The 17,320-nt window shown below is 67.1% G+C and carries 18 protein-coding genes; 12 read left to right on the top strand and 6 right to left on the bottom strand.

Annotated elements, in window-relative coordinates:
• Positions 1 to 2: 2 nt before the first annotated feature.
• Positions 3 to 722: a 3-oxoacid CoA-transferase subunit A gene (locus VL15_RS31180; protein ID WP_048250596.1), complete on the bottom strand. Its 720-nt coding sequence runs from the start codon at positions 720 to 722 to the stop codon at positions 3 to 5.
• Positions 723 to 865: 143 nt separating this feature from the next.
• On the bottom strand, positions 866 to 2,098 hold the full coding sequence (pobA, locus tag VL15_RS31185) for a 4-hydroxybenzoate 3-monooxygenase (RefSeq protein ID WP_048250597.1): 1,233 nt from the start codon (positions 2,096 to 2,098) through the stop codon (positions 866 to 868).
• Positions 2,099 to 2,214: 116 nt separating this feature from the next.
• On the opposite strand from pobA, the gene VL15_RS31190 reads away from it, so the two are divergent.
• The 3 genes from VL15_RS31190 (at position 2,215) to VL15_RS31200 (ending at position 4,677) form a co-directional block, all read left to right on the top strand.
• Positions 2,215 to 3,141 carry a LysR family transcriptional regulator gene (locus VL15_RS31190; RefSeq protein WP_048250695.1) on the top strand — a complete coding sequence of 309 codons (927 nt, stop codon included), beginning with the start codon at positions 2,215 to 2,217 and terminating at the stop codon, positions 3,139 to 3,141.
• A gap of 103 nt (positions 3,142 to 3,244) precedes the next feature.
• Positions 3,245 to 3,874 (top strand): GTP cyclohydrolase I FolE, encoded by a 630-nt coding sequence (gene folE, locus VL15_RS31195; protein WP_048250599.1) that lies wholly within the window; start codon positions 3,245 to 3,247, stop codon positions 3,872 to 3,874.
• Positions 3,874 to 4,677, top strand: a complete 804-nt coding sequence (locus VL15_RS31200; RefSeq protein ID WP_048250601.1) for an SDR family oxidoreductase — start codon at positions 3,874 to 3,876, stop codon at positions 4,675 to 4,677. Before folE ends, VL15_RS31200 begins: the two co-directional genes overlap by 1 nt.
• A gap of 44 nt (positions 4,678 to 4,721) precedes the next feature.
• On the opposite strand, the gene epsC is transcribed toward VL15_RS31200, so the two are convergent.
• Positions 4,722 to 5,642 (bottom strand): serine O-acetyltransferase EpsC, encoded by a 921-nt coding sequence (epsC, locus tag VL15_RS31205; protein ID WP_048250602.1) that lies wholly within the window; start codon positions 5,640 to 5,642, stop codon positions 4,722 to 4,724.
• Positions 5,643 to 5,794: 152 nt separating this feature from the next.
• Entirely contained in the window at positions 5,795 to 6,028 is a 234-nt protein-coding gene (locus VL15_RS31210) for a hypothetical protein (RefSeq protein WP_048250603.1), read from the bottom strand.
• Between the two features lie 278 nt (positions 6,029 to 6,306).
• Here VL15_RS31210 and VL15_RS31215 point away from each other — a divergent pair, with 278 nt between their 5' ends.
• The 3 genes from VL15_RS31215 to fnr all read left to right on the top strand — a co-directional run bounded on the left by VL15_RS31215 (position 6,307) and on the right by fnr (position 8,643).
• The gene (locus VL15_RS31215; RefSeq protein WP_048250604.1) at positions 6,307 to 6,717 is read left to right on the top strand and encodes a DUF3005 domain-containing protein; all 411 of its coding nucleotides are present in this window, start codon (positions 6,307 to 6,309) and stop codon (positions 6,715 to 6,717) included.
• 608 nt (positions 6,718 to 7,325) lie between these two features.
• Positions 7,326 to 7,793 carry a universal stress protein gene (locus VL15_RS31220; RefSeq protein WP_048250605.1) on the top strand — a complete coding sequence of 156 codons (468 nt, stop codon included), beginning with the start codon at positions 7,326 to 7,328 and terminating at the stop codon, positions 7,791 to 7,793.
• A 103-nt stretch (positions 7,794 to 7,896) separates the two neighbouring features.
• Entirely contained in the window at positions 7,897 to 8,643 is a 747-nt protein-coding gene (fnr, locus tag VL15_RS31225) for a fumarate/nitrate reduction transcriptional regulator Fnr (RefSeq protein ID WP_048250606.1), read from the top strand.
• Between the two features lie 60 nt (positions 8,644 to 8,703).
• On the opposite strand, the gene VL15_RS31230 is transcribed toward fnr, so the two are convergent.
• Positions 8,704 to 9,597, bottom strand: coding sequence for a LysR family transcriptional regulator ArgP (locus VL15_RS31230; RefSeq protein ID WP_048250607.1), 894 nt, complete (start codon positions 9,595 to 9,597; stop codon positions 8,704 to 8,706).
• Between the two features lie 106 nt (positions 9,598 to 9,703).
• Here VL15_RS31230 and VL15_RS31235 point away from each other — a divergent pair, with 106 nt between their 5' ends.
• The 5 genes from VL15_RS31235 to VL15_RS31255 all read left to right on the top strand — a co-directional run bounded on the left by VL15_RS31235 (position 9,704) and on the right by VL15_RS31255 (position 15,528).
• Entirely contained in the window at positions 9,704 to 10,324 is a 621-nt protein-coding gene (locus VL15_RS31235) for a LysE/ArgO family amino acid transporter (protein ID WP_048250609.1), read from the top strand.
• Positions 10,325 to 10,677: 353 nt separating this feature from the next.
• Positions 10,678 to 11,625, top strand: a complete 948-nt coding sequence (locus tag VL15_RS31240; RefSeq protein WP_048250610.1) for an aldo/keto reductase — start codon at positions 10,678 to 10,680, stop codon at positions 11,623 to 11,625.
• A 215-nt stretch (positions 11,626 to 11,840) separates the two neighbouring features.
• Positions 11,841 to 12,629 carry a hypothetical protein gene (locus VL15_RS31245; protein WP_048250611.1) on the top strand — a complete coding sequence of 263 codons (789 nt, stop codon included), beginning with the start codon at positions 11,841 to 11,843 and terminating at the stop codon, positions 12,627 to 12,629.
• Positions 12,630 to 12,864: 235 nt separating this feature from the next.
• Positions 12,865 to 13,833 carry a helix-turn-helix domain-containing protein gene (locus VL15_RS31250; RefSeq protein ID WP_048250612.1) on the top strand — a complete coding sequence of 323 codons (969 nt, stop codon included), beginning with the start codon at positions 12,865 to 12,867 and terminating at the stop codon, positions 13,831 to 13,833.
• 129 nt (positions 13,834 to 13,962) lie between these two features.
• The gene (locus VL15_RS31255; RefSeq protein WP_048250613.1) at positions 13,963 to 15,528 is read left to right on the top strand and encodes a GMC family oxidoreductase; all 1,566 of its coding nucleotides are present in this window, start codon (positions 13,963 to 13,965) and stop codon (positions 15,526 to 15,528) included.
• 87 nt (positions 15,529 to 15,615) lie between these two features.
• Here VL15_RS31255 and VL15_RS31260 read toward each other — a convergent pair whose 3' ends face one another.
• Positions 15,616 to 16,596 carry a helix-turn-helix domain-containing protein gene (locus VL15_RS31260; protein WP_048250614.1) on the bottom strand — a complete coding sequence of 327 codons (981 nt, stop codon included), beginning with the start codon at positions 16,594 to 16,596 and terminating at the stop codon, positions 15,616 to 15,618.
• 176 nt (positions 16,597 to 16,772) lie between these two features.
• On the opposite strand from VL15_RS31260, the gene VL15_RS31265 reads away from it, so the two are divergent.
• A complete protein-coding gene (locus VL15_RS31265) occupies positions 16,773 to 17,306 on the top strand; it encodes a 2,4'-dihydroxyacetophenone dioxygenase family protein (protein WP_048250615.1) in 534 nt (177 codons plus the stop codon).
• The last annotated feature ends 14 nt before the right edge of the window (positions 17,307 to 17,320 follow it).

The raw sequence follows: 17,320 nt of genomic DNA on the forward strand, positions 1-17,320 counted from the left end.
CCTTAAGCCGCGGCGTGCGACGAAGCATGTTCGGCGGCCAGCTCGGCCGCGTGCGCGGCCTGCGGCACCTCGACGATGCGCTGGACGAAAATGCCCGGCGTCACGATGTGTTCCGGGTTCAGCCCGCCGAGCGGCACGACTTCCGACACCTGAACGATCGCGACCTTCGCGGCGCTGGCCATGATCGGCCCGAAGTTGCGCGCGGTCTTGCGATACACGAGATTGCCCCAGCGATCGCCCTTGTACGCTTTCACGAGCGCGAAATCGGCGTGGATCGGCGTTTCGAACACGTACTGCTTGCCATCGATCACGCGCGTTTCCTTGCCTTCCGCGAGCTTGGTGCCGAAACCCGTCGGCGTGAAGAAACCGCCGATGCCGGCGCCCGCCGCGCGGATACGCTCCGCGAGGTTGCCCTGCGGCACGAGCTCCAGCTCGATCTCGCCCGCGCGGTACAGCGCGTCGAACACCTGCGAGTCGCTCTGGCGCGGGAACGAGCAGATGATCTTGCGCACCTGCTTCGCCTTGAGCAGCGCCGCCAGGCCCGTCTCGCCGTTGCCCGCGTTGTTGTTGACGATCGTCAGGTCGCGCGCGCCCTGTTCGATCAGCGCGTCAATCAGCTCGGACGGCATGCCGGCCGTGCCGAAGCCGCCGATCATGATTGTCGCGCCATCGTGGACGTCGGCAACCGCCGACTGAAGCGATTCGAAAATCTTGTTGACCATGTCTCTTCCTGATACGAACCCGCGGCACGATGCGCGGCCTGTCGAGGGGACACGCGCGTTTCGCGTGCCGCGCCGGGGCCGATCTCGACTCCGGTATTTGTTCGCTATTCGAACCTAGATTCGATTAGCGAACGATGGGCCGATCATAGAGTCGTGCACAGCGCGTTGTCAAGGCGGGTTGCCTCGGGGGCCGTCGCGTCGTCGAACGGCAACCCGACGTAGTTTTCGGCGAGCGACTGCGCGGCGGCCCGCGAGCGCGTCACATATTTCAGCTCGGCAAACTTCAGGCGATTGACGAACGGCGAGTCCTCCGGCGACGCATGCAGCATGTTCGTCATGAAGTACGAGAAGTGTTCGGCGCGCCATACGCGTTCGAGGCAGGTCGCCGAATACGTATCGAGCGGCGTCGTGTCGCCCGTCCGGTAACGCGCGCCGAGCGCGCGGGACAGCGCGCGGACGTCGGCGACCGCGAGGTTCATCCCCTTCGCGCCGGTCGGCGGCACGATGTGCGCGGCGTCGCCGGCGAGGAACAGCCGGCCGTGCTGCATCGTCTCCGACACGAAGCTGCGCATCGGCGTCACGCTTTTCTGCGTGATCCGGCCCTCGGTCGGCGTCCAGCCCGTGTCGTTCGAGAAGCGCGTGTGCAATTCGTCCCAGATCCGCGTGTCGGACCATTCGGCGAGGTCCTCGTCGGGCTTGCACTGCAGATAGAGGCGCGTGACCGTCGGCGAGCGCATCGAGAACAGCGCGAAGCCGTTGTCGTGATGCGCGTAGACGAGTTCGTCGAGCGACGGCGCCGCGTCGGCGAGGATGCCGAGCCACGCGAACGGATAGACGCGCTCGAACGTGTTCAGCCGCTCGGCCGGGATCGTCTGGCGCGCGATGCCGTGGAAGCCGTCGCAGCCGGCGATGTAGTCGCAGTCGATGCGGTCCGCGCGGCCGTCCGCATGCTTGAACGTGACGAACGGGTGCTCGCCCTCGACGTCGTGCAGCGTGACGTCGCTGACTTCGAAGTGCATCGCGTGGCCATGCTCGACACCAGCCGCGATCAGGTCGCGCACGACTTCATGCTGGCTGTAGACAGTGATCGCGCGCCCGCCGGTGAGCGCGGACAGGTCGATGCGGTGGCGCTGGCCCGAGAACAGCAGCTCGATGCCGTGATGTTCGAGCCCTTCGCGGCGCATCCGGTCGCCGAGGCCGGCTTCGTTCAGCGTGTCGACCGTGCCCTGCTCCAGCACGCCGGCGCGGATGCGGTTCTCGCAGTATTCGCGCGAACGCGCTTCGACGAGGATGGAATCGACGCCTTGCAGGCGCAGCAAATGGGAAAGCAGAAGGCCGGACGGACCGGCGCCGATGATCGCGACTTGGGTGCGCATTGTTCGTCTCCAGAACATTAATTCGAATCGTGGAACACATTTGAGCGCTTTCCCGACTATGCGGCAACGCGATTCAGGAGATATGTTGTATACGTTTTAGAGATATTGGCCCGGTGATGGACACGCTCGATCTGAACCTCATTCCGTACCTCGTCGCGCTCGACGACACGCGCAACGTGAGCCGCGCCGGCGACCTGCTCGGCGTGAGCCAGCCGCGCGTGAGCACGGCGCTCGGCCGCCTGCGCGAGTATTTCGGCGATCCGCTGTTCGTGCGCACGTCGCGCGGGATGGAGCCGACGCCGCGCGCGCTCGCGCTGCTGCCGGCCGCACGCGACGCGCTCGCGCAAATCGAGCGCGGCCTCGTCGCGCCGCACGACTTCGATCCGGCCGCGAGCACGCATACGTTCTCGATCGCGCTGTCGGACGTCGGCGAGATCGTGTTCCTGCCGAAGCTGCTGCAGGCGTTCGCGACGCGCGCGCCGCACGCGAACCTGCGCTCGGTCTCGCTCGCGCACGACGAAGTCGGGCGCGGCCTCGAAGCCGGCTCGATCGATCTCGCGGTCGGCTACTTCCCCGACCTCGACGGCAACAACTTCTTCCAGCAACGGTTGTTCACGCACCGGTTCGTCTGCCTGATGCGGCGCGGCCATCCGTTCGAACAGGCGCCGCCGTTTACGGTCGAGCAGTTCCTCACCTGCGGGCACGCGGTGGTACGCGCCGAAGGCCGCAGCCAGGAGGTGCTCGAGAAATATCTCGCGAAGCAGCGCATGCAGCGCCGCGCGGTGCTCGAGACGCCGCACTTCATGAGCCTGCCGTTCATCCTGAGCCGCACCGACCTGATCGCGACGGTGCCGCATGCGATCGGCTATGCGTATGCGGCCGAGCACGCGTTCATCGTGCCCGTCGAGCCGCCGCTCACGCTGCCGCGCTTCGACCTGAAGCAGCACTGGCATCGCAAGTACCACAACGATCCGCGCACCGCGTGGCTGCGCGGCGTCGTCGCGTCGCTGTTCAACGACGAACAGGACGAATGGCCGAAGTGAGTGCCAGGGCCTAGCCTGTTTGCGCTGGCACGCACGACCCGCGAAAGCATGAAACAATTGCCGGATATCGGCCGCCCCGGGCGGCCTTCGATGGAGCCACTACATGGGTAAAAAATCCGCGCGGCCCGAGCCGGCCGCGTCCCGACCGAGCCGTGAAGAAGCGGAAGACGCCGTGCGCGTGCTGTTGCGCTGGGCCGGCGACGACCCCGCACGCGAAGGCCTGCTCGACACGCCCGCCCGCGTCGTGCGCGCGTACGAGCAGTTCTTCGCCGGTTATGCGCTGGAGCCGCGCGACATCCTCGCGCGCACGTTCAGCGAAGTCGACGGCTACGACGAGATGATCGTGCTGAAGGACATCCGCTTCGAGAGCTACTGCGAGCATCACATGGTGCCGATCATCGGCCGCGCGCACGTCGCGTATCTGCCGAACCATCGCGTGGTCGGCATCTCGAAGCTCGCGCGCCTCGTCGACGCGTTCGCGAAGCGCCTGCAGATCCAGGAAAAGATGACCGTGCAGATCGCCGATACGCTGTTCGACGTACTGCAGCCGAAGGGCGTCGGCGTGATCCTCGAAGCCGCGCACCAGTGCATCTCGACGCGCGGCGTACACAAGCCGGGCGTCGAGATGGTCACGTCGCGCATGCTCGGCACGTTCCGCACCGATCCGTCGACGCGGCGCGAATTCCTGTCGATCGTCGCCAATCCTTCTTCAGTCAACCTGACGAATACGTAATGGAGTCGACGAAGCAAACGGCGCACGCGCCCGTCGTGCTCGTGACCGGTGCCGCACGCCGGGCCGGGCGCGCGTTCGCCGAGTATTTCGCCGCGCACGGTTATCGCACCGCGGTGCACTACGACCGTTCGGCCGATGCCGCGCAGGCGGCGGCCCGCGCGATCGCCGAACGCGGGCACGAGTCGATCGCGCTGCACGCCGACCTGTCGGATGCCGCGCAGATCACCGCGCTGATCGACCAGGTCTATGCGCGCTTCGGGCGCCTCGACGTGCTCGTCAACAACGCGTCGGTGTTCTGGCAGGACCACTTCCCGAGCTTCGACCTCGCAGCGTTCGACCAGGCGTGGGCGGTCAACTGCCGTGCGCCGATCCTGCTCACGCGCGCGTTCTACGAACGGGCCCGCGCGGCCGGCACGCAGGGCGTCGTCGTGAACGTGGTCGACCAGAAGATCAAGGAAAATTTTCACCGCGATCATTTCAGCTACACGGTCGCGAAAGCCGCGCTCGGCAACCTCACGCAGATGCTCGCGCTGTCGTCGGCACCCGTGCTGCGCGTGAACGCGGTATTCCCGGGGCTGATGCTGCCGAGCGACGACCAGACGCAGGCCGACTTCGAACACGCGAGCCGTGCATCGACGCCGCTCGCGCGCATCGCGGGCCCCGACGACGTCGCGAGCGCGATCCTGCTGCTGACGGGCAATGCATACAACGGCGTCGATTTCGTCGTCGATGCGGGGCAGAACCTGATCCGCGTCGACCAGGACGTGCTGTACAAGCACCGCTCGCCCGCCGGTAAGCACTGACGCGCGCGCCGTGGCGGCCGTGCGCCGTGCACCACGCCACGGCTTTACGGCTTCTCGGCGCTCCCGCCTTCGCGGACCTTGCCCTGCGCGACACTCGTGCCGGCCGGCACGCTGTGCGTGAGCCACACGTTGCCGCCGATCACCGAGCCGCGCCCGATCGTCACGCGGCCGAGAATCGTCGCGCCCGCGTAGATCACCACGTCGTCCTCGACGATCGGGTGCCGTGCGTTGCCCTTGACCAGCGCGCCTTCGCCATCGGCCGGGAAGCTCTTCGCGCCGAGCGTGACGGCCTGGTACAGGCGCACGCGTTCGCCGATGATCGCCGTCTCGCCGATCACGACGCCGGTGCCGTGGTCGATGAAGAAGCTCGGACCAATCTGCGCGCCGGGGTGGATGTCGATCCCGGTGGCCGAGTGGGCGATTTCATTGATGAATCGCGCGAGCAGCGGCACACCAAGCTGGTGCAGCGCGTGCGCGAGCCGGTGGTGCATCATCGCCAGCACGCCGGGATAGCACAGCAGGATCTCGGTGATGTGCTGCGCGGCCGGATCGCCTGCGTACGCGGCCTGGATGTCGCTGACGAGCAGCGCGCGGACCGCCGGCAACTGGCGGCCGAATTCGCGCGCGATCTCGAACGCGCGTTCGTCGAGCTCGGCGAACGGCGTGTCCGCATGCTCGGGCAGGAACGGCAACGCGCGGCGGATCTGTTCGGACAGCACGCGCAGCGTGCTTTCGAGCGTATGGCCGACGTAATAGTCGACGCTTTCGTCGGTCAGATCCGGCGCGCCGTAATGCGTCGGAAACATCGACGCGCGCAGGCCGGTCACAATCTTGCAGATCGCATCGCGCGACGGCAGTTCGCGGATGCCGCGCGGATGGCGCGTGCGATGGAGTTCCTCGCGCGACTCGCGCAATCCGGTGACGATTTCTTCGAGGCCCCACTGACGGGCGGGTGATGTCGACATAGGCCAATGCACGCGGCCGCGCTCGGTCGCACGGCCGCTAATAAAGTGACGGGTTCCGCAAGATTACCGCGTTTTGTGTCGGGAAGCGGCACGCCGGAAATCGGCCGGCGGCCGGTGCCGTGGGCGGCCGACGCCGCGGGCGGGTGGCCGCATCAAATCGTGATGCTGCTCGCGTCGATCCAGCGCACGGCCCAGTCGCGCGCGTGCGCGATCGCGGCATCTTCGTCGTTGAACTGGAGTTCGATCGGGAAAAAACGGTTCGCAACCAGCTCGCCGTCGCTCGATCGGGAGATCACGACGTAGGGCTTGAACGAACCGTCGCTGGCGCGCGCGGGCGCGCAGTTCAACAGATAACCGCGGTGCGTGAACGCAGTAGTCGCTTGCATGAATCCGCCACCTCTAGTCCCTTGCTTTGTTGTTCACTACCCGTCTTTAAGGGTGCTGCGGCGCCCCGGCGCGGGCAGAGGCGGCGAGATCGCATCCCCTGTCGCCGCTTCGCAGGAAAAGAATCATACTCTGTAGAAAACGCGTCTTCTAGCTGAAATAAATCACGACAAATCAGTGCGCGCCGCGCGACCGCGGCGATCGCCCGCGCGCCTTTTCCCGTCATGCCCGGAACGGGATTTGCTTCGATCCGGACCGCTTCGCCGCCAGGAGAGCCGTGATGGAATCATCCGGTCAAACAGGTCGTGCGCATCCGCACAGCGTCGAGATCGACAACGACGACACCCACGACAGCACGGTCGACACCGACGGCAAGAACCGCGAGGCGTGGCTGCTCGCCGGCGGCGGGCCGATCTCGCCCGACCAGATCACGGGCAGCAACGCGTCGCTCGTCAATGCGGTGCCCGAAGCCGGCGACGGCTTCGCCGGTTTCGACAGCCGCCCCGGCGGCAACCATCCGGCGTTCGCGCTGCGCGCGGGCTACGTGGTGATCGAGAAAGGCTTCGCCGCGCCGTCGCCCGCGGACGATGCGCAGTTCGGTCCCGTCCACCGGATGTACGGCAGCGCGTACTGGCCCGGCCACGGGCGGAAGCCGGAGCGCGTGATCGAGTTGACGGCCATGCCGAAGTAGCCGGCGCGGCGTTTGAATCGATCGTTCGTTTGCAAACCGGCGTCGGTCGACAGCCGATGGTTATGGATCGGCACGCGCGACGGGTGCTCGAGCGAACGATTCCGCGCATCGGCATCGGCGGATCGATGCATGCCGCGCATCGCGATCACGCACATGCGTTGATCGAAGTCATGTCGAAACGGCGCGGTTGCGGTTGAATAACGATGCGTGAGGTTCGTTAGCCTGGCTGTTGTGCCGTGTCGAACCGGCATGCGTGCGTCGCGATGCGCGATTTCGATGCCCGCGCATTCGTTCCTCGCGACGATGCGGTCTTCATCCGTGTTCGTCATACGTTCGATTGTCGAGCGCCTCGCGGAGACTGCACCGACCACGGATGCGACCCGACCATGCGACACGCGTCGCGCAGCGCAGCGCAGCGCAGCGCAGCGCAGCTGCAGTATGCATCGCGTGCATGGTCGCGCGCCGCACCACCCGAAGCATCGCGGCCGCGCGGCAGGACCGGCACCGCACTGCAAAGTCCCCGCCATTGGTTTACTCTGCCTCGCAGCAATGCTGAGCCTGATCGGCCACCCGGCCGACTTCGTTTCAACCCGCCACTCGGAGACACTATGTACAAGCGTATTCTGGTTGCCGTCGACGGCAGCGACACGTCCCGCCATGCATTCGATGCCGCGCTGGCGCTCGCGAAAGCGCACGGCGCCGAGCTGCAACCGTTCTACGTCGTCGAGAACGCCGCGATCTACTACAACGTGCCCGGCTACGATCCGTCCATCCTGCGCGATCAACTCGTCGCGCAGGGCGACGCACTCGCAAAGGATTTCACGAAGCTGATGCAGGCAGCGGGCGTGAAAGGCGAGACGCGGCTGAACGAAGCGACGTCGCTCAACGACGTGTCGTCGCTGATCCTCGAAGGCACGAAGGCATTCGGCGCCGATCTGCTGGTGCTCGGCACGCACGGCCGCCGTGGGTTCCGCCGTCTCGTGCTCGGCAGCATCGCCGAACAATGCGTGCGCCACGCGACGCTGCCCGTGCTGCTGATTCCGGCGGCCGCCACCGTCGACGAGCAACCTGCCTGAACGGCGTTCGGCATGCGCGCCCGGTCGCGACGTTTTGTCACCCGACAGCGGCAATTTGCGGTGGGACAATGATTCCGTCGATTCAACGCCGGAGTAAACGATCATGCTGACGCCCGTCGCTACACGTCCCGCCGCCACGCCTCATACCGGCAGTTGGGCTCCTCGCCAGGCCGCGCACTGCTCGTCGTGCGCAATGCGGCACCTGTGCATGCCGCAGGGCCTGGCGCCCGAAGCACTCAGTCGCCTCGAGTCGGTCATCTGCGCGGCTCGCCCCGTCAAGCGCGGCGAAGCGCTGTTCCGCGAAGGCGACGCATTCGACAACCTGTACGCGGTGCGCTCGGGTTCGCTCAAAACCGTCGCGACGCGCCATGACGGCCGCGAACAGGTCACAGGCCTGCATCTCGCGGGCGAAGCGCTCGGCCTCGACGGCATCTGCGACGACACGCATCCGCGCACCGCGGTCGCACTGGAAGACAGTTCCGTCTGCGTGATTCCGTACAGCGCGCTCAAGACGCTGTGCTCGGAAGCCGGCTCGATGCAGTTGCGCATGCACAAGCTGATGAGCGAACAGATCGTGCGCGAAACGTCGCAAACGATGCTGCTCGGTTCGCTGAATGCCGAAGAACGTGTCGCCGCTTTCCTGCTCGACGTGTCGTCGCGCTACCTGAAGCGCGGTTACTCGCCGTCGGAATTCAACCTGCGGATGACGCGCGAAGACATCGGCAGCTATCTCGGCATGACGCTCGAAACGGTCAGCCGCACGCTGTCGAAATTCCAGAAGCGCGGCCTGATCGAAATGCAGGGCCGCCACGTCCAGATCGTCGACTTCGACGGCCTGCATCAAGTCTGATGATGCCGCCCGGCGCGCGCCTGTCGCGCGCCGTCGGCGTCCCCTGCATCACGCCATCGATCAATCGAGGAACAGCGCGGCACGCGTCTTGAGCGCCGCGCTGAAATCGTCGAGCCAGCCGATCGACAAGCGCCAGCTCTGCCAGTAAAGATCGATGTCGGTGGTTCGTCCCGGCGACATGTCGACCAGTTCGCCCGCCGCCAGTTGGCGATCGACCATCCGGTCCGGGCACATTCCCCATCCCAGCCCCGTTTCGCATGCGCGCAGATAGCCCGCGACGTGCGGTATCCAGTGTTGCGGCGGATCGAGATCTGCGCGCGTCACGCGCCGGATGAAGCGCGCCTGCAGCCCGTCCTTCGGATTGAACATCACGCACGGCGCGCGGCGCAGCGCGTCGCGCGTGACGCCCTTGCCGAAATAGCGCTCGTGAAATGCCGGCGAGCACACCGCGCGATAACGAATGCGCCCGAGCCGCGTCGAGCGGCACCCCTGAATCGGCTCGGCCTGCGCGGTCACCGCGCCTTGCACGCTGCCGTCGCGAATGCGCGCCGCCGTGTAGTCCTGGTCGTCGATCACGAGGTCGAGCAGCATCTCGCGCTCCGTGCAGAACGGTCCCACCGCATCGATAAACCACGTCGCGACGCTGTCGTCGTTGACGGCCACGCGCAACATCGGCCATGCGCTCGTGATCGAGCCCGGCAATGCCGGCATCCGGCCGCCCAGTTCCGCCTCGAGCAATTGCACGCGCTCGGTATGCCGGCACAGCAGCGCGCCAGACGTGGTCGCGACGCACGGCTGCCCGCGCTTGACGAGCACGCTGCCGACGCGCTCCTCCAGCAGTTTCACGCGCTGCGACACGGCCGACGGCGTGACGTTCAGCTCCTTGGCCGCGCGCTCGAACGAGCCGTACCGGATCACCGCGGAGAGCGCATCGAGCAGGGCGTAGTCGAGCATTAGATTTCCTTAATCTGCATTAGGTGATTTAGCTTCTCTTATTTTCATGCTGACCGCAGACTAGCGCTACCCGATTATTCCGTCTACTGCTGCTATCGCTGTCATCATGAACTGGCTTGCTTTCTCTCACGGCGTCGCCCTGTGCGCGTCGCTCATCGTCACCATCGGCGCGCAGAACGCGTTCGTGCTCCGGCAGGGCATCATGCGTTCGCACGTCGGCAAGATCGTGCTGCTGTGCGCGCTGTCGGACATGCTCCTGATCGGCGCGGGCGTCGGCGGTGCGTCCGTGCTCGTCGAACGCTATCCGACCTTCGTTCATGCGGTGCTGTATGTCGGCCTCGCGTATCTCGCGTGGTTCGGCATCAACGCGCTGCGCCGTGCGCTCAAGCCGGGCCACGAAACGCTCGACGTGCGCGGCGACGCGGTCGCGCCGCCGCCGCAGAGCGGCATGGCGGTCGTGCTGATGACGCTCGCATTCACGTGGCTCAACCCGCACGTGTATCTCGACACGTTCCTGCTGATCGGCACGGCCGGCGCACGCGAGCCGGAAGGCGCGCGGTCCGCGTTCGCGATCGGCGCGATGACGGTCAGCGTCGTGTGGTTCCTTGCGCTGGGTTATGGCGCGCGACTGCTGGCGCCGTGGTTCCGCAAGGCCGTAGCGTGGCGCGTGCTGGACGGCGCGATCGGCAGCATGGTGCTGTTTCTCGCGGCGGTGCAGTTGCGCTGACCGGCTTGCCGTCGCACCGGCGGCGGCTTGCCGCCCGTCTTCCCGCCCGCTCCGGCGCAATGTCGGGGCAGCCCGCCCTCCCGCTCGCCTCCCGTCGCGCAAGCCGCCGACAAAAATTCGCTCCCGATCGAACGCAGTGGTACGGCGCACTCACGTAACGGACGAGCCGTCCGCTACTCGCCGCACATCGCCCATCATCGCGGCGACGCGCCGCCTGCACGAATCCGATCGATCGGCGAGAATGTCCGGTGTCCCGCGACCACGGCGGAACCGCACCGCGCCCCCGTCTCGCCGCGATCGTTTTGGCCCATCCCGCAGTTCGATCCCATCACCCATCGATATCGGAGCAGAACATGGCACTACGCACCCTCGGCACGTCAAACATCCAGGTTTCGCCGCTCGCCTTCGGCGGCAACGTCTTCGGCTGGACCGTCGACGAGAACGCATCGTTTTCGCTGCTCGACGCGCTCGCGGAGACGGGCATCAACTTCATCGACACGGCCGACGTCTATTCGGCCTGGGCGCCCGGCAACAGCGGCGGCGAATCGGAAACGATCATCGGCAAGTGGCTCAAGCGCTCCGGCAAGCGCGAACAGGTCGTGATCGCAACCAAGGTCGGGCTGCTGGCCGCACGCGCGGGGCTGACCAAGGACAACATCCTGAAGGCCGCCGACGATTCGCTGCGCCGCCTGCAGACCGACTACATCGACCTGTATTTCTCACATCGCGATCTCGCCGACACGGCCCCGCTCGAAGAAACGCTCGGCGCATACCAAGCGCTGATCGACGCGGGCAAGGTACGCATCATCGGCGCATCGAACTACAGCGGCGCACGCCTGCGCGAAGCCGCCGACATCAGCCAGCGCGACGGCCTGCCCGCATATCAGGTCATCCAGCCCGAGTACAACCTGATCGACCGCGCCGACTACGAACGCGATCTCGAACCGGTCGTGCGCGACCTGAAGCTCGGCGTCGTCAACTACTACGCGCTCGCGAGCGGCTTCCTGTCGGGCAAGTACCGCAGCGAGGCCGACCTGAAGAAGAGCGTGCGCGGCGATCGCGTTGCCAGCTATCTCGACGAACGCGGCCTGCGCATTCTTGCGGCGCTCGACGCCGTGTCGGCGAAGCACGACACGCAGCCGGCCGCGGTCGCCCTCGCGTGGCAGATCGCGCGGCCGACGATCACCGCGCCGATCGCGAGCGCGACATCGCTCGCGCAGCTCGGCTTGCTCGGCGAAGCGATCCGCTTGCGGCTCGATCAGGACGACATCCGCCAGATCGACGCGGCCAGCGCGGCCTGAAGCCGGCGGCGGCAGGCCGGCCGGTGGCGTCGCGCAATGCGGTGGTGCCGAGGCCGGCCTGGGTCATGTGCGTTCCGGCGTCACCGCATGCGCGGATGCGGGAATTTCCGCAATGGCGGATGGCTACAATGGTGTGCGCCCGGCAGCCGCGCGACTCGACACGGCCGAGCCGGCGTCCTTCGCGCTCGAACCCACACCACGCACAAAGACCGCCGATGACCCGCCTCCCCCGCCGCTCCCGCTACGCCCGCCCGTTCGCCGCAACGCTCGCCGCGCTGTTCGCGTGCGCGCCGGCCGCGTCGTACGCAGGCTGGTACGAAGTCGCGAACTACACCGGCACGATCGGCAATGCGCCGGTCCATGTGTCGCTGCAGACCTACGACGCACTCGACCGCAACGACGCGGGCCGTTGGCGTATCGACGGCAGCTACTACTACGACGCGCATCGCAAGCCGATCCCGCTGCAGGGCCACCGCGAACCGGACGGCCACATGACGCTGTGCGAAGCGTCGCCGGCCGCATCAAATGCCGAAGCGCCGGTGGTACCGGCTGTGTCTCCGTCACACCCGAAGCCGTGCCCGATCGCGCTGAACCTCACCGGCAAGACGGCGACCGGCACCTGGGACGACGGCCGCAAGACGCTCCCGATCACGCTGAACGAAATCGGGCGCATGAACGACAACGATCGCGATCACCTCCAGCTCGACGGCGCCGTCGATATCCCGATGTGGTATCGCACGAAGACGCACATGCTGGTCGGCGTCTATACGTTGTCCGACTCGTGCGGCATCGCGATGCGATCGCTGCGGGCCGTGAACATCGCGACGGGCCGCATCGACCGCACGATCCCGCTCGACTGCGATGCGGGCATGGTGATGACGTCGATCTATGCGAACGTCACCGACGCGCGGCGAGTCGGCTACGTGAGCGTCGAGTTCCGCGACAGCAAGATGGGCTACGAGCAGGACGTTTCGCTCGGGCTGCCGCCGTCTTCATCGAAGTAAGCCGGCGACACCGGCTGGCTGCGCGTAGCGATACGCACGCCATCTAGCTGAAAATCGCACTCTCGTTTTGACTCCCACGGCCGCTTCCGTTGACTCAAACGGACATCGATCGCGCGAGCAGCCGCAACGCACCGCTGCAAGGGCGTTGCGCGCCCGCCCCGGGTCTTTCACGGATTGACCGCGGCATTCGACGTGCCCGAGACTGCGCGGCTCGGACGGTCATTGGGAGAACGTCATGCCGGACACCAGCACGGGGATCGTCACGGTCTCGACGCGCGCCGTACGCGGCGCCGAGCGCGTCGACTTCTGGGTCGACCATGTCGCCCGCACGCTCGTACGGATCGAATGCAGCGGGAAATCGTCGGAAGGCATCGACGCGACGCTGCGCAAGCGCGATCTCGGGCTGTTCAGCGCATGCGACATCGTCGCGAACCGGCACGCGGTCGTGCGCACGTCGCACAACATCCATGCGGACCAGCGCGACGCCGTGTTCATCTGCCTGATGCACGAGGGGCAAGGCTATACGTTCCAGGACGTCGACTGCATGCAGCACGGCCCCGGCGATCTCGTCCTGTACGACACGTCGATGCCGTACGGCCACGGCTTTCCCGCCGACATGGCGATGACCGTGCTCGACGTGCCGCGCGACGTGTTCGAGGCGCGCGTCGGCCCGTGGCGCTACCGCAGCCTCGTCAAGATTGACCGCGGCGACGGTGTCGCGTCATGGGCGGTGCGGCAGGTGTATGCGCTGCTCGCCGCGCCGCAGGAGCCGACGCCCGACGCGCGCGAGCGGCGCGCCGCCGCGATACTCGAGCTCGTGCAGTCGACGCTGCGGCTGCGCGACGGCGATGCGTCGCCGACGAAATCGACCGTCCACACGCTGTCGCGCGCGAAAACCTTCATCGACAGCCATCTCGCCGACGACGACCTCGACAGCCAGTCGGTGAGCCGCGCAATCAACCTGTCGCCGCGCCAGCTCGCGCGCGTGTTCGAGATCGAAGGGATGCCGCTCACGCGCTACATCCTCGCGCGGCGACTCGAACGCTGTCGCGCCGACTTGCGCGACCGGTCGCTGAAGCACCTGACGGTCAGCGAAATCGCCTTCCGCTGGGGCTTCAACAACAGCGCGCATTTCAGCCGCAGCTATCGCGCGCGCTTCGGCGAGACGCCGAGCGACACGCGCGCGCCCGCCGAAGCGCGCTAGCGCCGCCGTGTCCCGGCGAGGCAAGCACGGTGTCCGTCCCGGTCAAATGGGGCCGCATACCGGTCGCTAAGCTGGCTTCTTGCGCGGCGGCACTCGTTCCGCCGCCCGACAGCAAGGAGAAGAAGCGGGATGGAGACGTACGACCATATCGTCGTCGGCGGCGGTTCGGCCGGCTGTACGGTCGCGCATCGGCTGGTGAAGGCCGGCAGGCGCGTGCTGCTGCTCGAGGACGGTCCGAAGGACGACAGCCTGTTCATCCGGATTCCGGCGACCTTCATCCGCGTGCTCGGCACGCGGCGCACGGTCACGTTCGAGAGCGAACCGCAACCCGGCGCGGCGGGCCGCAAGACCTACGTGCCGCAGGGCCGCACGCTCGGCGGCGGCAGCTCGGTCAACGCGATGCTGTACGTGCGCGGCACGCGCGCCGACTATGACGACTGGGCCGCGCTCGGCTGCACGGGCTGGGGCTGGGACGACGTGCTGCCGGTGTTCAAGCGCGCCGAATCGCACCTGCGGCTCTCCGAGCCGTTCCACGGCACCGACGGGCCGTTGAAGGTGGGCGACACGCGTTTCCGGCATCCGCTGAGCCTCGCGTTCGTGAAGGCCGCGCAGGAAACCGGCATCGCGTACAACGACGACTTCAACGGCGCCGCGCAGCATGGCGCCGGCTTTTATCACACGACGATCTTCGAGGGGCAGCGCGGCAGCACCGCGGCCACCTATCTCGCCGACGCGATCGGCCACCCGAACCTGCGCGTGCTGACCGGCTGCCGCGTGACGCGCATCCTGTTCGACGGCCGGCGCGCAACCGGCGTCGCGTGGCGGATGGAAAACGGCGCGACGGGTTCGGCGGCCGCGCGCACCGACGTCGTGCTCGCGGCCGGCGCGCTAAGCACGCCGAAACTGCTGATGCTGTCGGGCATCGGGCCCGGCGCCCACCTGCGCGCGCACGGCATCGACGTGCTGCACGACAGCCGCGACGTCGGCACGAACTACCAGGATCACCTCGAAGTGTCGCTCTACGGCCGCAGCCACGCGCCGGTCAGCCTGCTGGGTGAGGATCGCGGGCTGAAGGCGCTGCGGCACGGGCTGCAGTGGATGCTGTGCCGCACGGGCCTGCTGACGTCGAACGTCGTCGAATCCGGCGCGTTCGTCGATACGACCGGCAGCGGCCGGCCGGACATCCAGTTCCACGTGCTGCCGACGCTCGTCGGCGACGTCGATCGCGAACCGCTGCCCGGCCACGGCCTGTCGATCAACCCATGCCTGCTCAGGCCGCGTTCGCGCGGCTCCGTGCAACTGCGCTCCAGCGATCCGGCCGCGCCGATCCGGTTCGACAGTGGCGCACTGTCCGACCCGGCCGACGTCGACGGCCTCGTGCGCGGCGTCGCGCTCGCCCGGCGGATCATCCGCGCGCCGTCGCTCGCGCGCATCGTGCACGAAGCCGAGACGCTGACCGACGCGGCACTGGCCGACTACGTGCGGCGCCGCGCGAAAACCGTCTACCACCCGGCCGGCACCTGCCGCATGGGCAACGACGAGAACGCGGTCGTCACGCCGCGCCTCGCGGTGCAAGGCATTGACGGATTGCGGATTTGCGACGCGTCGGTGATGCCGCGCATCGTGTCGGGCAACACGAATGCGCCGACGATCATGATCGCGGAGCGCTGTGCCGAGTTCATGCTGGCGGATTGACGCCACGCGCGGCGTCACGGCGAAAGCGGGAACGGAAACGAAAGCGGCGCGTGACACACGCGCCGCCACCACCTCAACCTGCGGGGATCAGCACTCAGCCGCGCGCGCCGCATCACGCAGCGCCATCGGCGACGCGCCGTAGCGCTCGCGAATCGCGCGGCTGAAGTGCGCCTGGCTCGAGAATCCCCAGCGAAACGCGATCTCGCCGACGCTGGTCTTGCGCAGCCGCGCATCCGTCAGCTCGCGATGCGCGTGCGACAGCCGTTCCGACCAGATGTGCTGCGTGATCGATTCGCCTTCCGCCGCAAACAGCCGGCCCAGGTGCCGCAGCGACAGCCCGACCGCATCGGCGACGGCCTGCGGCCCGAGCTCCGGATCGCCGAGATGCGTCGCGATGTACTGCTTCGCGGTCAGCAGGTACGACAGCGACGCGCGCGATGCGCCCGCGCCGTTCACTTCCGCGTCGATGAGTTCCGCGATCAGCGTGCGCGTGTACTCGGCAAAACGTGCGGCGTCCTGCTCGACCGGCTCCTTCATGAAACGCTCGACGCTCGCGCGCAACGTCGCGCCGAGCATCGCGCCCGCGCCCGGCTTCGGCGCGATCCGCAGCGGCAGCGCCGCCAGCTCGGCATCGAGCCGGTCGTCGAACGTCGTGATCGGGATATCGATCAGCAACTGCCGCATCGGCGTCAGGAATCCGAACAGATAAGGCACGCGCGTGTCGTACACGACGACGTCGCCGGCTTCCGCGAGCAGGCAGCGATCGCGCTGGATGAAATACGCCCGCCCGCTCAGGATCTGGCACGCGAACAGCGACTCCTTCGGCAACTGGCGCACCAGCGCGGGGCTGCGCTCGATCACGTGATCCCGGCCGCTGATGTCGGCGATGCCGAGGCCCGGCAGCGCGATGTCGGTCTTCTCGACTTCGAGCCCGGCCGGCGACAGCGACGAACAGCGCAGGCCGACCAGCGTCGCCGCATTGAACGCATCCCAGTACGCCATCCTGTCGCGCGCCGGCACGTCGGCCGTCGAGCCTCGCGTGCGTGAAAAAACGGTCGAATTCGTCACGTCGCCTCCTGCGGGCGCCTGTCGTGCGAGCGGCACGGATTGGGGGATGGTTCGTCTGGATTCTGGTGCAGTGCAATGTCCGGCGCGGTCAAGCAATTCGTCCAGCCCAGTCAAGAGCGGCGCGCACCGGCTGGCTAAAGTCGAGCCCACGACACCGACATACAAGGAGACAGACCGTGGTCGACCAAGCCGTATCCGAATTCTGGCAAAACATCCCGCCGATTGCCAATCCGTTCAAGCCCGATGCGCTGCCCGAAGCCTATATCCCGAATGCGGCCACCGACGACGAGCGTTATTACGTTCCGTTCACCGAAACGGTTTCGTCGCGGCCGCTGTGGATCTCGCCGTCGCAGAACAAATGGTGCGACATCCTGATGGCGAAGGAAGCCGGGCTCGTGAACCGGCACTATCACCCGCACGAGGTGTTCGCGTACACGCTGTCCGGCAAATGGGGCTACCTGGAGCACGAATGGACCGCGACGCGCGGCGATTTCGTGTACGAGACGCCGGGCGAAGGCCACACGCTCGTCGCGTTCGATCATCCCGAGCCGATGCGCGCGTTCTTCATCGTCAAGGGCCCGCTGATCTGGCTCGACGAGGACGGCAACCCCGACGGCTATTTCGACGTGCACTCGTACATCGCGATGTGCAAGGCGCATTACGAGAAGGTCGGCCTCGGCGCGCAAGCGATCGAGAAGCTGTACCGCTGACGCGTGACGAGGCC

Origin of the sequence: Burkholderia cepacia (assembly GCF_001039005.1) — a bacterium.
Taxonomy (GTDB): domain Bacteria; phylum Pseudomonadota; class Gammaproteobacteria; order Burkholderiales; family Burkholderiaceae; genus Burkholderia; species Burkholderia theae.

Coding starts and splice junctions, on each gene's coding strand:
- VL15_RS31180 (WP_048250596.1), bottom strand. CDS start 722: ATGGTCAACAAGATTTTCGAATCGCTTCAGTCGGCGGTTGCCGACGTC.
- pobA (WP_048250597.1), bottom strand. CDS start 2,098: ATGCGCACCCAAGTCGCGATCATCGGCGCCGGTCCGTCCGGCCTTCTG.
- VL15_RS31190 (WP_048250695.1), top strand. CDS start 2,215: ATGGACACGCTCGATCTGAACCTCATTCCGTACCTCGTCGCGCTCGAC.
- folE (WP_048250599.1), top strand. CDS start 3,245: ATGGGTAAAAAATCCGCGCGGCCCGAGCCGGCCGCGTCCCGACCGAGC.
- VL15_RS31200 (WP_048250601.1), top strand. CDS start 3,874: ATGGAGTCGACGAAGCAAACGGCGCACGCGCCCGTCGTGCTCGTGACC.
- epsC (WP_048250602.1), bottom strand. CDS start 5,642: ATGTCGACATCACCCGCCCGTCAGTGGGGCCTCGAAGAAATCGTCACC.
- VL15_RS31210 (WP_048250603.1), bottom strand. CDS start 6,028: ATGCAAGCGACTACTGCGTTCACGCACCGCGGTTATCTGTTGAACTGC.
- VL15_RS31215 (WP_048250604.1), top strand. CDS start 6,307: ATGGAATCATCCGGTCAAACAGGTCGTGCGCATCCGCACAGCGTCGAG.
- VL15_RS31220 (WP_048250605.1), top strand. CDS start 7,326: ATGTACAAGCGTATTCTGGTTGCCGTCGACGGCAGCGACACGTCCCGC.
- fnr (WP_048250606.1), top strand. CDS start 7,897: ATGCTGACGCCCGTCGCTACACGTCCCGCCGCCACGCCTCATACCGGC.
- VL15_RS31230 (WP_048250607.1), bottom strand. CDS start 9,597: ATGCTCGACTACGCCCTGCTCGATGCGCTCTCCGCGGTGATCCGGTAC.
- VL15_RS31235 (WP_048250609.1), top strand. CDS start 9,704: ATGAACTGGCTTGCTTTCTCTCACGGCGTCGCCCTGTGCGCGTCGCTC.
- VL15_RS31240 (WP_048250610.1), top strand. CDS start 10,678: ATGGCACTACGCACCCTCGGCACGTCAAACATCCAGGTTTCGCCGCTC.
- VL15_RS31245 (WP_048250611.1), top strand. CDS start 11,841: ATGACCCGCCTCCCCCGCCGCTCCCGCTACGCCCGCCCGTTCGCCGCA.
- VL15_RS31250 (WP_048250612.1), top strand. CDS start 12,865: ATGCCGGACACCAGCACGGGGATCGTCACGGTCTCGACGCGCGCCGTA.
- VL15_RS31255 (WP_048250613.1), top strand. CDS start 13,963: ATGGAGACGTACGACCATATCGTCGTCGGCGGCGGTTCGGCCGGCTGT.